Source organism: Flavobacterium gelatinilyticum, from assembly GCF_027111295.1.
Taxonomy (GTDB): Bacteria; Bacteroidota; Bacteroidia; order Flavobacteriales; family Flavobacteriaceae; genus Flavobacterium; species Flavobacterium gelatinilyticum.
In genome coordinates, this window is sequence record NZ_CP114287.1 from 73710 (window position 1) to 88866 (window position 15157).

9 protein-coding genes are annotated in these 15157 nt (G+C 37.7%); 7 read left to right on the forward strand and 2 right to left on the reverse strand.

Annotated elements, in window-relative coordinates; genetic code table 11:
- Positions 1-3 precede the first annotated feature (3 nt).
- Genes OZP11_RS00275 through qhpG form a run of 3 tightly spaced genes read left to right on the forward strand, consistent with a single transcriptional unit; the run spans position 4 to position 5177 of the window.
- Positions 4-2295: a hypothetical protein gene (locus OZP11_RS00275; protein WP_281233243.1), complete on the forward strand. Its 2292-nt coding sequence runs from the start codon at positions 4-6 to the stop codon at positions 2293-2295.
- Positions 2292-3677, forward strand: coding sequence for a radical SAM/SPASM domain-containing protein (locus OZP11_RS00280; protein WP_281233244.1), 1386 nt, complete (start codon positions 2292-2294; stop codon positions 3675-3677). Before OZP11_RS00275 ends, OZP11_RS00280 begins: the two co-directional genes overlap by 4 nt.
- A 6-nt stretch (positions 3678-3683) precedes the next feature.
- Complete coding sequence (gene qhpG / locus OZP11_RS00285) at positions 3684-5177, forward strand: flavin-dependent monooxygenase QhpG (protein ID WP_281233245.1); 1494 nt, start codon at positions 3684-3686, stop codon at positions 5175-5177.
- A gap of 10 nt (positions 5178-5187) precedes the next feature.
- Here qhpG and OZP11_RS00290 read toward each other — a convergent pair whose 3' ends face one another.
- Positions 5188-6354 (reverse strand): thioredoxin-like domain-containing protein, encoded by a 1167-nt coding sequence (locus OZP11_RS00290; RefSeq protein ID WP_281233246.1) that lies wholly within the window; start codon positions 6352-6354, stop codon positions 5188-5190.
- Positions 6355-6714: 360 nt separating this feature from the next.
- On the opposite strand from OZP11_RS00290, the gene OZP11_RS00295 reads away from it, so the two are divergent.
- The 3 genes from OZP11_RS00295 to OZP11_RS00305 all read left to right on the forward strand — a co-directional run bounded on the left by OZP11_RS00295 (position 6715) and on the right by OZP11_RS00305 (position 13242).
- On the forward strand, positions 6715-9708 hold the full coding sequence (locus tag OZP11_RS00295) for a SusC/RagA family TonB-linked outer membrane protein (protein ID WP_281233247.1): 2994 nt from the start codon (positions 6715-6717) through the stop codon (positions 9706-9708).
- Between the two features lie 11 nt (positions 9709-9719).
- The gene (locus tag OZP11_RS00300; RefSeq protein WP_281233248.1) at positions 9720-11324 is read left to right on the forward strand and encodes a RagB/SusD family nutrient uptake outer membrane protein; all 1605 of its coding nucleotides are present in this window, start codon (positions 9720-9722) and stop codon (positions 11322-11324) included.
- A gap of 337 nt (positions 11325-11661) precedes the next feature.
- Positions 11662-13242, forward strand: a complete 1581-nt coding sequence (locus OZP11_RS00305; protein WP_281233249.1) for a M61 family metallopeptidase — start codon at positions 11662-11664, stop codon at positions 13240-13242.
- Positions 13243-13245: 3 nt separating this feature from the next.
- Here the strand turns inward: OZP11_RS00305 and OZP11_RS00310 are convergent, their stop codons facing one another.
- A complete protein-coding gene (locus tag OZP11_RS00310) occupies positions 13246-14088 on the reverse strand; it encodes an AraC family transcriptional regulator (RefSeq protein WP_281233250.1) in 843 nt (280 codons plus the stop codon).
- A 138-nt stretch (positions 14089-14226) separates the two neighbouring features.
- Here OZP11_RS00310 and OZP11_RS00315 point away from each other — a divergent pair, with 138 nt between their 5' ends.
- Complete coding sequence (locus tag OZP11_RS00315; protein WP_281233251.1) at positions 14227-15141, forward strand: dihydrodipicolinate synthase family protein; 915 nt, start codon at positions 14227-14229, stop codon at positions 15139-15141.
- Positions 15142-15157: the final 16 nt, after the last annotated feature.

Genomic DNA, 15157 nt, shown 5'->3' on the forward strand with positions numbered 1-15157 from the left:
GATATGAAAATTATAGAGTTACGAATTCTTCCTCCAATTGCCATAGGCAGATTAGGAGAATCAAATACACCAATGGCTGCCTATGATCTTGAGTTATCAAAAGATAAGCCGCTCGATTACAGAGAAATTATCCCAAAAACAACTTTATCTGTAGATCCTGTTACCGGAGAAATTAAAGCAGCAAATCCGCTGAATATAAAATTTAAAGAAGCATCGGGACTTGCTGACCGCAAAGGAAAAATTCATCCCGTTTCGCCTTTTTTGGAAGTTTTTGCCATAACCGATGAAAATAAGGATGACTTAGTACCACTTACAGAAGAACTCCTTACTAAAGCAGGATTAAGCCTAAAGGATATCAGTTGGGATGTAAATGTGGCGAACATAAAAATATTCAGAAGAACCGAAGATGTAAATGATAAAATGACCGCTTCGATTACGAATATTAATTCGCACGAATTAAAACCATTACTTGCTGACTGTAACAATTTTTTGAAAGATAAAAAATTACCGCTCGGTTCTGTTCAGTATGTAAAACCAACCAAAGATTTTCCCGGATTAAGACTGCGATATACACCGGCAGGCGGAAAAATTTACGGTTCTGATTTATACAGGAAAACAGGTCCCGGAGAAAAAGATTTCGAAAAAGACCCGACTTTTAATAACGCAGATCAGATATTGTATAATAAAGAAAAAGGCAAATGGTGCGGTTATAAAGAAGGCAGTAATCCTAATTTGTTTTACACCGCTCCAGCTCAAATTTTTGCCGGATATTCCTATAGCGACAGCGAGCAAAGCTATCAGGTAAGCTGGGGATATATTGATGATGAATGCGATGGTTTTGTTACTGTTAAGTTGAAAACACCAGAAAAAACGCTGACAGCCAAAGCGCATATTAGTGCCGGACCGCCTGCTTTTGCTCCTGATACACTGCCAATTCGTGTTGTTTCTGATGAGCTGGAACAGATTATTTTGAGCACAGAGATAGAAGGAGAGGTAGAAATCGAAGAAGCCGAAGAAATTATCAGAAGAGCTTTTGAAACCATCCGACTTATGAATACCGCAATCATGAACGGTAATAGTTATGAAGGAAAACAAAATGTTGCCAGTACAATGGTACGTCAGAATACCAATGATTTCGGACGCCTTTTTGAACCTATTATGGCATCTTCTCTGGTTGATAATCTGGCTTTGCAGTTACTGCATGAAAGGGTATTCAATGGTATCAGTTCCGGTGCATCGCCGTGGTTTAGCGATTTACTGCGAAGACCTACAGAAATAGGCGATTTATCAAGTAAAGCACTTCGAAAAATGCCGGCCTTAATGCGTGGTGCCGATGGAAGATCGCTTACCTTCACGTACAGACAAATCAATACGATTATCAAAGCTGCGGCGACTTCGATATTTAAAGATGCCAATCCGGATACACTTCCCGTATCGTATGGTTCGCCTTTAAAAGCGGCCAATTTAACCGCACAGCTTCATTACAGAGGAGAAGGAAATCCTATTGCAGTACTGCCAAGAACCGCGATTTCAAATTGTTTTCCGGGACTGGAATTTGATTTTAGAAATCTGTGGAGAAGGGCTTTCAACGGAATCATATTAATTGAAAACAACAATTATGTGCTGGAAGCCACCGAAGAGAAATTCAGCAATCTTGTAGGTCACCGATTAGTGGCTATAGAAGGCAAACCGACAATGGTTCAGACTTTTGGACCTGTTTTTCCTGATGGTGATAATGTTCCTTTAAAAACAGATGCCAATCCAAACGGTGTTTCGTTTATGGAATGGTCAAATTCTATGGTTCATGTTTTACAAAAGCAGGGGCAGGAAGTAGTATGCCATTTTACAGCAGAACCGTCAAAACCGGAAGTGGTAGTCGATTTAAAAGATCTGGATGATCCGAAGAAATACAAAGCCGTAACTTTGACCGTTAATACCATATTTGACGGAAACAGCGCCGCATTTTCAGATACTATTCTGCAGCCGGGAGAATTAACTCAGGGATTATGTGCCCCGTGGCAAAATGATTATCGTGAATGTTCCTGTTATTATTGGGCCGCCAGCCGACCTGATTTTGTAAACATTGTTCCGGATGAAAATGGTCTGAGTACAGGCGATTTATGGATGTCCAAAAAACGAACAGGATCGTATATTCCGGATGACTGGAAAAATTCAAGACTCCTTTCATATCAGGATCTTTTTGAGAACTGGCAGGGCGAACTTAACTTTATTATCGAAGGAAAAGATGCAATCGAAAGTAAACCTGTAAAACCCAAAACAGCCGATAAGAAATGACCCAAACCATTGAAAAACTTACCGAAACGCAGCAAAATGCTTTACTGGCATCAAGACTGGCACAAGTTATTGTACCGCAGTCCAAACCGTATTCTGCGAAAGCTCATCTGATAAAAGGCGGACAATCTACTCAGATTTTTATCCCAAATGGAAGTCGGCTGTATACTATTCCGCAGGAAATCGAACAGAAAATAGCTTTTCTAATTCAGGAAAAAGATGAAAAAGCCCTGCAAAAAGAACTTCTTCATTTAGGACTCGAAGCGCCGGATTATATAACAGATGAACCATTGCAGAGCCCGCCATTGCATGCTTTGTCTCTGGCAATAGCGCAAAATTGCAATATGGGCTGTACGTATTGTTATGCCGATCAGGGAGATTTTGGCGGACCATCAAAAAATATGACTTTAGAAACCGCTTTTAAGGCCATTGATTTATTGGTGAAAGATTGTCCCGAAGGAGGAAAAGCACAACTCACTTTTTTAGGAGGAGAACCCCTGATTAACAGATCTGCCATAAAAGAAGCTGTATGGTATACCGAAACCAGTGCAAAAAAGAAAAATGTACAGATTAGTTATTCTATTACAACAAATGGAACCCTGTTGACAGAAAGTGATGCCTTTTTTTTTGAAGAATACGGTTTTTCAGTAACCATCAGCTTAGACGGAATAGGTAAGGAACACGATCTCAACCGCCCCATGAAAGGCGGTCAGGGAAGTTATGACCGGATAATGAAAAATGTACAGCCTTTATTGCTGCTGCAAAAGAAAATGCAGGTTTCCGTAAGAGTCACCGTAACTCCCGAAACGACGAATCTTCCGGATGTTTTAGATGAGTTTATCCGTATGGGATTTCACGGTGTTGGTTTTTCCCCTTTACTGCGATCCAGTAACGGACAAAACGAAATGAACAATGAGCAGTTGTCCGTTATGCTGGAGAATATGATTGCCTGTGGTCTTGCTTTTGAAAAAAATGTTCTGGCAGGAAAACGTTATCCTTTTTTGAATATGGTAAATGCACTGAAAGAAATATCAAAAGGAACGCACCGCCCTTATCCATGCGGTGCAGGAGCAGGTTATATGGGCGTTTCTGCAGATGAAGAATTGTTTGCCTGTCATCGTTTTGTAAATGAAGACGCGGGAAAAATGGGAAACCTAAACGAAGGTATACAGCCTGATCTTCAAAACAACTGGCTTGCTTCCCGACATGTAAATACTCAGGAACCCTGCTCAAAATGCTGGGCGCGATACCTTTGTGGCGGCGGCTGTCACCATGAAGTTATTGAGAAAGGAAGACCGGCATGCGATTATATCCGTTCCTGGCTGTTCTATACCATACAGGCCAGTGAAAGATTATCACGATTAAAACCCAACTGGAATAACTGATTGTAAATGAAAATACTGCCCGAAACTTTTGATGTGTTTATTCTTGGCGCCGGACCCGCCGGATTGTGCGCGGCCATACGATTGCTGGATATGGGATATTCTGTCGGACTGCTGGAACAGGAAGTATTTCCAAGACCTCAGATAGGCGAATCACTCTCTCCGGGAATACGTAATATTTTTGATTATCTCAATGCATCGCCTATATTGGATAATTCAGAATATTTAGAAAATACCGGTGCCAAAGTTATTTGGGAAAGCAGGGAAGAAATATACAATCGTTCCGGGCAGCAAAACGGAGGAATAATCGTAGACAGGAGCAGGCTCGATCAGGAACTCCTTAAATTTTCGGTTTCCAAAGATTTGTATGTCATACAACCCGGAAAATTACTGCATTCGAAAAAATCAGAAGATGTGTGGCATTTAGAAATCGCTCATAATTCAGAGGAAGTTACAGCGAAGGCAAAAGTCGTACTGGATGCCCGCGGACGTAAAGGCACACTTTTGAGTGATAGACTTTCAATTGCGCCGCCTGCCGTTGCGGTATGGACGCATATAGAAAACAACTCTATTTACAATGAAGCATTTATAGAAGCTGTCGATAACGGCTGGCTATGGGGATCGCCCATTTGCGGTAAACGGTACCGCATTATGGCTTTTACTGATCCTGCTGCCCTTAAAACAAACAAAGACCGGCATCTTTGGAATTTAATGCAAAAAACACAATTGTTTGCTTCATTAACAGGAAAATTAAAAAACATCTCTATAGAAACGTGTTCCGTTACTTCGTTTGTTAATCAGTTGCCCTGGCATAATCAGTTTATAAAAATTGGCGAAGCGGCATTTACATTAGATCCGCTTTCGTCTACCGGTGTAGAAAAAGCAATGCGGTTTTCTTTGCAGACGGCTATTGCCGTAAATACCTTTTTGAAAGATCCGGACTCAGAGCATCCAAAGAATTTTTATGAAGAAAAAATGATAGAATCGGTTGTCAGCCACGCAGACTGGACAGCCGATTACTATCGTAATGCATGGTTGTACAATACTCAATCAGAGTTCTGGACAAAACGAACCGACTTTAAGCTGGACATTTCAAAAAACAAAACCGATTTTACCAGTAAACTTGAAAAAGAATTTTCTAAAAAGAACATTCTCATCGAAAAGAAACAAACAGCATCCATTCCTGTTGATTATGTTTTATACAGCCTCTGGAATGAAGAAGTGATAGTTTCTTCTAAAATTGCATTTAAATCTACATATGCCGTCGATAAGGATTGTATCGTTATAAAAGAAGCAGTTATTCATCCTAATTTAGAAAGGCCTTTGGTATATCTGGATCAGATTGAATTATTCTCTTTATTTAAAATTATAAATGGTAAAACCGTTTCTGGTGTTTTAAATCATCTAAACCATAATATACCATTAGAAAAATCAAAAAAAATACTGGCTTTTCTTTTGACTAATCAGTTGTTGGTTGTAAATGAAAAATGCCCGAAAATTTAGGGATTTCAAATTACTGAACAGCCTGCACAATATATTTTTCCATTGTAGCATATTCTCTGTCCGGTGCAGTATTCGAATTGTAAATGATATTTCCTTTTTTATCTACAATCATATAAACAGGAATGCTCGTAATATTAAACTGTTTAATAATAGGACTTTTTCCTGCTTTCAACCCATCACAAACATTAATCCAGTTTAATTTGTTTGCAGCGATGTGATTTTTCCATTTTTTATCATTATCATCAAAATTAAAATACACTACTTCCAGCGATTTATCTTTATAAGCATCATAAAGCGCTTTAATTTGAGGTTCCATTTGTTTGCAGGGCGTACACCAGGTTGCAGAAAAAGCAATCATATATGGTTTTCCTGATAACGAACTATTGGTGAAATTCTCTCCTTTATCTGTTTTAATTTGAAAAACCGGAACCTGTTGTGCAACAGAAGTGTCTGTTTTAGCTTTCAGAAAATCATTTGTTTCTTTATAAAATTCAATTCCAAGAAGATCATTTTGTAAGAATGGGTTCAGATTTTTAAATATTTCTATCAAAGGCAGTGGATTCCTATGATAAGGATTATTGCGGAAAGATTCATATAGAAATATAAGAGAATAAAACGAATCCGGATATTTTTTTACTATTTCCAATTGTTTCTCTCGTAACTCAAAAGTCTTTTCTCTGTTCTGCAGCAATCGTATCATGGTGATTTCTTCCGGTTTATTGTTATCCCAGGATTTTACATCTTCTGCATATTTATCAAAGTATTCTTCATACAGGATATTTTGCTGATTGTAGATGTCATTAGAAACAGAAACAGGACGTACAGCATTTGAGAATGCACTTTCAGAACCTGGTTTTGGAGTATTTATATTGATAAAATTCTTTCCGCTGTCCAGTACAAAACGAATGTCGTCATTTTTAAATTTTGTTTTATCATGTAAAAACAGCAGCTTGGCCATTTCTGATTTTTTGGTTAACTGGCCTGAAAATTTAAAACTTCCATTTACAACAACACAAGAATCTAATTTTACAAATTCATTTAAAGAATAATTGTCGCGGATTTCCAGATAGATTTTTTTCTGAGCCGGATCCTGAACCCGTCCTTCTAAAACAAATTGATACTGGGCGAAGGAGTGCTGGAAGATAAATGCACTAAGGATAAGTAATGCTTTTTTCATAGTTTATATTGCTTTTGGCGGGGAATAAGAATTATACTAAATATAAGAGATTACGGTATAAACTGAAGGTTAATACTATCATAAAAAACATTAGAAATCAGGTTTTAAAATCCGTTTTTTTAGCAATTTTTAAACTGTTGTTATTAGTAATAATGTTTCGTAATAGCTTTAAAATTACATATACTGTATTTTTAAGTATGTATAACTGAGTTATTGTGTGTGATTTTATTAATATGTTGTAATAAAGTTAAAAAATGGGTAATATAGTATTATCATGTGGTAATATAAGCATTTTCCGTACTTTCAATTTAACATAACTTTACAAGTGTTAAAAATACACTAACCAAATTGTTTAAAGTTATGAAACCAGCCACACATGTTTTTAAAGGTATCGGAGTATCTCATTACAAAGAGAAAATGCTCTATACGATCTTATTCCTGTTCGTTGCTTTTTGTTCTTTTTCGCAGCAAAAAATCAGCGGTAAAATTACAGATTCCAATAATTTTCCTTTACCGGGTGTATCCGTTTTAGAGAAAAATACAACCAATGCATCTGCCAGTGATTTCGATGGTAATTTTGAAATTGTTACCAAAGGAAGTAATGTTGTTTTAGTTTTTTCATATATAGGTTTAAAATCAAAAGAAGTCAGGACAGATGGCAAAAGAACTCTAAATGTAGTTTTAGAATCTGATGTAAATGAACTGACAGAAGTGGTCTTAATTGGTTACGGTTCGCAAAAAAAAGGTGATGTAACCAGTGCAATTGCCTCGGTAAAATCAGCTGATTTTGTACAGGGAAATGTACGTGATGCAGCACAGTTAATTCAGGGTAAAGTTGCAGGACTTACGGTTTCGGCACCTTCGGGAGATCCTACAGAAGGTTCTCAGATTCAGTTAAGAGGATTCTCGTCTATTTCAGGAGGCAGTAATCCTTTGGTTTTGGTCGACGGAGTTCCGGGCAGCTTAACCACGGTAGCGCCCGAAGATATTGCTTCTATAGATGTTCTTAAGGACGGATCGGCAACGGCAATTTACGGAACGCGAGGAACAAACGGGGTGGTTATTATAACCACAAAAAGCGGGAGCTTCAATTCGAAACCCACAATCGAATACAATGGTTACTCTACCGTTTCGACTATAAGCAATAAGATGAACTTTTTGGATGCGGGACAACTGCGTCAAAAAATGGCCGAAGGCTATACGTTTATTGGCGCAAACAGTCAGGATTTTGGTGCTGATACGGATTGGCTCGATGAAATTACCCGCCCTGCTATTACTCAGACTCATAATCTATTATTCAGAGGAGGAAATGATGTAACCAATATGAGTGCTTCTGTTAACTACAAAGGAGGGGACGGAATATTTTTAAAGTCTGATAACACCAGAATGACCGGAAGAGTCGATGTTAACCATTCTATGTTTGATAAAAGATTAAAAACCAATGTAGGCTTTATTGTAAGCGAACAGGTCTACAATGCATTGGGAGACGGAACAAGCTTTAATCCCTACATCTACAGACAGGCATTGATACGAAACCCTACGGAACCTATTAGAGATGATGCAGGAAAATGGTACGAAAGAGACGTTTATTTTTATGATAATCCGGTAGGATATATTGAAGAAACGGTAGGAGAGAACCGAATTAGAAAAACTCGTTTTGATTTTAGCATGAGCTATGATTTTAATGAATATTTTAAAGTAAAAGGAGTATATACCAGAAAAGGAGACTCTACTATCAGAGGATTTTATCAGACCAAAAACCATGTTTCTACAGTAAAATATGCACAGGACGGATTTGCGACAAGAAGTGCAGAAGATTACCGTGGTAATTATGGCGAATTTACACTCGATTACAAACAGTCTTTCGGGAAACATAATGTGACAGCACTTGCGGGATATAACTACGAGGATAACGTAACCGAAGGTTTCTGGGCATCTAACAGACGTTTTCCAACAGATGCTTTTACGTACAATAATATAGGTTCCGGTCAGGGACTTCAGCTGGGCGAAGCAGGAATGGGAAGTTCTAAAAATTCGAGTACGCTGATTGCCTTTTTTGGACGTATGACGTACAACTATGACAATAGATACCTGCTTATGGCGAGTATCAGACATGAAGGTTCGTCCCGATTTGGAGAGGATAATAAATGGGGAAATTTCCCCGGGATTTCTGTAGGATGGCGTCTTAACAATGAATCTTTTATGAAAGATATCAAATGGATCGATACAATTAAACTAAGAGCCGGTTTTGGTATTACGGGAATCAATGCAGGAGAAAATTATCAGTCATTAAGCGGTTTAACCTATGGTGATTATTTTTTAAGTGACGGAAAATGGATCAGAGAACTGGTTCCTACCAGAAACGCCAATTCGGATTTAAAATGGGAAAAGAAAGAAGAGCTTAATTTTGGTCTGGACTTCGGCTTTTTTGAAGATCGTATAAGCGGTGCAATAGATTATTATGAAAGAAGAACCAAAGATGCCCTTATGGATTACAGTGTACCAACACCGCCTTATGTATACGGAACTATAAAAGCCAACGCTGCCGAAATTAAAAACTCAGGTTTAGAAATCCTTTTAAATGTTACGCCAATCAAAACAAGCAATTTCAGCTGGGTTGCAAACCTGACCTATTCTACCAATATCAATAAAGTAGTTTCCTTATCGAATGACAAATTTCAATTAACCAATAACTTTTTTGATACAGGATATACCGGAGAACCTATCCAGATTTCAACACACCGTGTTCAGGAAGGACAGCCTATCGGGAATTTCTTTGGTCTGAAAAGTGTCGATATTACCGATGATGGTATCTGGATTATCGAAACACCTGACGGAAGAAGAATTCCGGCAACCCAGGCTACTACCGAAGACCGTCAGGTTTTAGGAAACGGTCTGCCTAAATCTTATTACAGCATCAACAATACATTACGCTATAAAAGCTGGGATTTCAATGTTAATTTAAGAGGAGCACGTGATTACCAGATTCTGAATTTCTCCAGAATGTATTATGAAAACCCTACAATTGCCTACAACACTTTAGATACAGCATACGACAAAGTTTACGGTAAAGCAGTATTAAATGATGTACAGCGTTATGTAAGTTATTATGTAGAAGATGGTGACTTCCTGAAAATTGATAACATTACCATAGGTTTTACACTTCCTAATGCAGGATTTAAATTCATCGATACACTTCGAATTTATGCTACAGGAAATAATCTGGCCACTTTTACGAAATACAAAGGAATTGATCCGGAGGTTAACAGAGACGGATTATTTCCGGGTAATGATGACAGAGATAAATATCCTTCTACAAGATCATTTTCAATTGGGCTAAACATCACACTTTAAAAATAAAAGAAATGAAAAATCTAGTAAATCAATTGTCTTTCTTTAAAAAGAGCATTTTGTGTTTCGGTTTAGTGGTTATGGCATCCTTGTCATTTTCTGCCTGTACCGATTTAAGTGAAGAAGTATTTTCAGAAGTAACCGAATCTAATTTTGTGGCTTCAGAATCTGATATTATAGCCATTATGGCTTCTGCCTATACACCGCTGCGATATGTTATGGCCTGGCAGGGTTTATTCGACCTTCAGGAAGAACCTGCAGATGCATTGGTTACCCCAACAAGGCCAAATGGCTGGGATGATGCCGGAACATATAAAAGAATGCATTTTCATGAATGGACCAAAACCGAATGGCAGCCAAGAAATACCTGGGTTACCTGCTTTAACGGAATCAATGCCGCCAACAGGGTTATGCTTCAAATGGAATCCGGTAAATTTCCTATTACCGAAGAACAAAAAACAGCAATTCTGGCCGAAATGAGAGCTGTAAGAGCCTTATATTATTCTATTCTGGTAGACACACACGGCAATGTTCCTATTATTCCAAATTACAGCGACCAGCTTCCGGTACAAAATACAAGAACCGAAGTCTATAATTTTATCATAAGCGAATTAAACGAAGTCATTCCTAATTTAGCTTCAAAAGTAGACAAAAGCACTTACGGGCGTATGACACAATGGGCCGCCTATCATGTACTGGCCAGAGTGTATCTTAATGCTGAGGTATATTCAGGAACTCCGCAATGGCAGAAATGTATTGAAGCCTGCAATAAAATTATAGAAAGCGGCTTGTTTAAAAAATCAGATTCTTATAAAGCGATTTTTAATGCCACAAACGAAACCAATCCGGAAATGGTTTTTGCCATACCATACGATCAGTTATACGCTCCGGGTTTCAGCGCACACATGAAAATGTTACTGCCGGGTCACAGACGTGTTTTCGGAATGGAAGCACAGCCTTGGGGCGGTTCAAGCTGTAATCCGCAGTTTATAGATACCTACAATCCAAAAGATAATCGTTTAGAAGATACCTGGCTTATGGGAAATCAGTACAGTGCAGACGACGGCAGTATCGTATTTGCCTTAACGAAAGCCATGCCGAGTATTACTTTCTGCGAAGAAACCGAAGGCTTTAGATGCGGTAAATACCAAATACAAAGAGGAGCAAGAACAGATCTTAATAATGATTTCCCTTTCTTACGATACACCGATGTTTTAATGATGAAAGCTGAATGTCTCCTGCGAACAGGTCAAAGCAGTGAAGCCGCCACAATAGTGACAGAAGTAAGAACCAGATCATTTGATAATGCAGCCGATGCCCTTGTAACAGGAACAGAACTTCAGGCAAACAGCGTATTCAAATACGGTACACTGGCAAAAAACGGAACCATCGATCAGTTAGGAGATCAGACTGCTGTTCCGTACGGAAGATTTCTGGATGAATTAGGATGGGAATTTGCAGCGGAGGGAAGAAGAAGAACCGACTTAATCCGTTTTGGGGTTTATCAGAAAAAAAATTGGTACAACCATGTTCCAAAAGGCGATTATACAACTCTTTTCCCAATTGGATTAGAAGAAATGAACACCAATAAAAACCTAAAACAAAATCCCGGATATTAAAATCCTGATATAGAATAAATACCGTTTAATTTTAACACATAGAGCATAAATTTACTGTAAACATAACTTGTTGGGTGCAATTGATTTTCTATGTAACATTAAAAATCCGTGTCTTCGTGATAACGAATCCGTTTAATCCGCGTCAGAATATAAAATTTTTGAATTACACCTAACGGCTTTGTTTAAAACAGTGAAACGCCTTTTTTAGTTTGCAATATAACTATGTGTTAAATAACTACGGAATTAAAAATTTACAAGTTCGGTTAGCTTGTAATTATAAGTGGGTGAAAAGCTATTCTTATCTAAGAATGGCTTTTCATTTTAAAACAACAGCACTATGAAACATACTTTAAAAATCATTATTAGTCTGATTATTTTTCAAACTATTCTATACGGAAAAACAATAGATAAAACGCCGGATAAACCGTTAACGATGAACTATTCGGTTGCTTTCTCAAATCCGGAATCCCATTATCTTGACGTAATTCTCGATTTTGAATCGCTTCCGGACGAGCATACCAATCTTGTGCTTCCGGTCTGGACACCCGGCTATTATTTAATTCTGAATACACCGCGTTATATTGTAGATTTTGATGTAAAAGATTCAGACGGAAACAAAATTAAATGGAACAAAAAGACCAAAAACTGCTGGACAATCCAAAACGGAAAAAAATCTAAAATCAGCGTTTCCTACCGGGTTTTTGCTAATAATAAATCGGTTGCAGAATCTTTTGTCGATTCAGAAAAAGCGTTTCTAATGCCCAACACTATTTTTATGCACGTAGAAAATGCATTGAATAACCCGGTACAGCTAACGATTACCCCGCATAAAAACTGGACAAAAATTTCAACCGGATTACAGCCCGGTCAAAAAAACGGTTTTACTTTCACAGCCAAAAATATTGATGCTTTTTATGACAGTCCAATCTATATTGGCAATCAAAAAGTAATCGATTTTAAACACGAAGGAAAATCCTATTCTCTGGGAATTGCCGTACCACAGGGATTAAACGAAGAAAAATTCACTTCGGATCTCAAAAAAATTATCAGCGCCACAACCGGAATCATGAAAAAAGTACCGTATGATTTCTACAGCTTTATTATGATGGAAAAAGGCGGAGACGGTCTCGAACATGCAAACTCTCAGGCCATCTTTACCACAGGAAGTTTTAACTTTGAAAATAACGATGCCTATGTAGATTTTTTAAATTTTGTAACCCACGAATACTTTCATCTTTACAATGTAAAAGCAATCCGCCCAATAGAACTGGGGCCTTTTGATTACAACAAAGAAAATTATACCACCATGCTCTGGGTTTCCGAAGGTTTTACAGTCTATTACGAATACATCATTATGATGAAAGCCGGGCTGCTCGACGGAAAAAGTGCTTTGAAATACATTACCGAATCTATTAAACGATACGAGAATATAGAAGGAAGCCGTCACATGTCACTTTCCCGCTCAAGTTTTGATATCTGGCTAAACTTTTTTAATCATGAAAGCAATGCACAGGAAACTACAATTTCGTATTACAACAAAGGCCCCGTAATAGGTTTTTTACTCGATTTAGAAATAAGAAACAATACACAAAACAAAAAATCATTAGACGATGTCATGCGCTTTTTGTACAATGAATATTATGAAAAGAAAGGCAGAGGATTTACCGAAGAAGAGTTCTGGCAGATTTCTGAACAAACGGCTGGTAAAAAACTAACCGAAATAAAATCCTATGTCGAAACCACAGCCGAAATCGACTATCAAAAATATGCCCGTTATGCCGGACTTCAAATAGACCTGACTCCCGGAAAAACATTCGGAACAAATAAAAATCTGACCGAAAAAAGTTTTGAGTTAAAAGAATTACCAAAAAGTACAGCTTTACAGCTCGAAATCAGAAAATCGGTTTTTAACTTTTAAAATCTAAAACTGCAAGCGGTACTGCGAAGGCGAAACACCTTTAAGTTCTTTAAACTTTCGGTTAAAATTGGCAATGTCCTGAAAGCCGCACAATTCAGATATAGAAGCGATCGACAAATCCTTCTTATTATGCAAAAGCTTGCAGGCATTTTCAATCCGGATCTGAATCAGAAATTCAAAAAAAGTTTTGTTTGTTCTTTTCTTAAAATAACGGCAGAATGCGTTCTTACTCATATTGGCCCTGTCAGCGACTTCTTCGAGCGTAATATTCTGATGATAATTTTCGATCGCATATTCAAAAACAGCACTCATGCGCCGGCCTTCATCATCCGTATATTTTTTCTTGTACACAAAAGAAGAAAGCGGCGTTTTATCCGAAGAAATAATAATATTGATGATCTTTAAAAAAGAAGCAATCCTTTGAATCTTGTTCTGCTTTTTCAGTTTTGCAAAGTGGTGTATGATTTTTTTCTGATTAGACAAAATCTTCATTCCGTATTCTGATTCCTTAAAAAAATCATCAACACTGCTCATATCATTAAGCGTGAAAAAGTCTTTCCCGAAAGATGTTTTTGTAAAGAACAAAGTAAGCATAACAGACTCCGGACTTGCCTCTGGATTGCTCCTGAAAACATGAGGAATATTTTCGCCAATTACTAAAATATCATCTTCTTTATAATCGTTTATAGAGTCTCCAACTATCAGTGTTCCGGAACCTTTTAAGATATAACTTATCTGAATTTCTTCGTGCTGGTGAAGCTGGTCATAGAAAATCCGTTCTATATCTTCCTGGTAAATAAGAGCTTCTCTGTCGTTTTTTGGTATTTTGAATGGTAGGATTTTCAATGAATAGTTTTTTTGTTTATGTAAATATTGTCAAAAAAAAAATAGTACACAATAGATGTGCTAATATAGTCCTGATATAGGATAATAATGACAAAGACGCCTTTTTGATTAAAACCTATTTTTGATAAAAATTAAGATATGAAAATAAATTGGGAAGGCGTAATGCCGGCTGTAACTACCAAGTTTACAGCAGAAGGTCAACTGGACCTCGTAATGTTCGAGAAGAATATTAAAGCACAAATTGATGCCGGGGTTAACGGAATTATTTTAGGCGGCACACTGGGAGAAGCCAGTACGTTAACTAAAGAAGAAAAAGAAGTTTTAATTACCAAAACTTTGGAACTGACAGAAGGAAAAATACCCGTAATAGTCAATATCGCGGAGCAGACCACTTCTGAAGCCATCACTTTAGCAAAACGTGCACAGGAACTAGGTGTAAACGGTCTGATGTTATTACCGCCTATGCGTTACAAAGCAACCGATTATGAAACGGTGGTGTATTTTAAAGAAATTGCAAAAAGTACATCACTGCCCATTATGATCTACAATAATCCGGTAGATTATAAAATCGAAGTAACACTCGATATGTTTGAAGAACTTTTAAAACTGGACACTATTCAGGCTGTAAAAGAATCTACAAGAGATATTACCAATGTTACGAGAATAAAAAATCGTTTTGGGAACCGTTTAAAAATTCTTTGCGGTGTTGATACTTTGGCTCTTGAAAGTTTACTGGCAGGTGCCGATGGCTGGGTTGCAGGATTGGTTGTAGCCTATCCGGCAGAAACAGTTGCCATTTACAAATTGACCAAAGCCGGAAGAACCGAAGAAGCACTTTCAATTTACAGATGGTTTATGCCATTATTAGAACTGGATATTTCGCCGCAATTGGTTCAGAACATCAAACTGGCTGAAGTAGCAACAGGCCTTGGAACCGAGAACGTAAGAGCGCCAAGACTGCCCTTGCAGGGAGCCGAAAGAGAGCGTGTTCTAAATATCATTGATACCGCAATGAAAAGCAGACCTACGCTGCCGGATTATAAAAACATATAATTAAATTTTAGAAGAA

Bases quoted from the DNA above. Each gene is read 5' to 3' on its own strand.
- OZP11_RS00275 (WP_281233243.1), top strand. From the start codon at position 4: ATGAAAATTATAGAGTTACGAATTCTTCCTCCAATTGCCATAGGCAGA.
- qhpG (WP_281233245.1), top strand. From the start codon at position 3,684: ATGAAAATACTGCCCGAAACTTTTGATGTGTTTATTCTTGGCGCCGGA.
- OZP11_RS00295 (WP_281233247.1), top strand. From the start codon at position 6,715: ATGAAACCAGCCACACATGTTTTTAAAGGTATCGGAGTATCTCATTAC.
- OZP11_RS00300 (WP_281233248.1), top strand. From the start codon at position 9,720: ATGAAAAATCTAGTAAATCAATTGTCTTTCTTTAAAAAGAGCATTTTG.
- OZP11_RS00305 (WP_281233249.1), top strand. From the start codon at position 11,662: ATGAAACATACTTTAAAAATCATTATTAGTCTGATTATTTTTCAAACT.
- OZP11_RS00315 (WP_281233251.1), top strand. From the start codon at position 14,227: ATGAAAATAAATTGGGAAGGCGTAATGCCGGCTGTAACTACCAAGTTT.
- OZP11_RS00280 (WP_281233244.1), top strand. From the start codon at position 2,292: ATGACCCAAACCATTGAAAAACTTACCGAAACGCAGCAAAATGCTTTA.
- OZP11_RS00290 (WP_281233246.1), bottom strand. From the start codon at position 6,354: ATGAAAAAAGCATTACTTATCCTTAGTGCATTTATCTTCCAGCACTCC.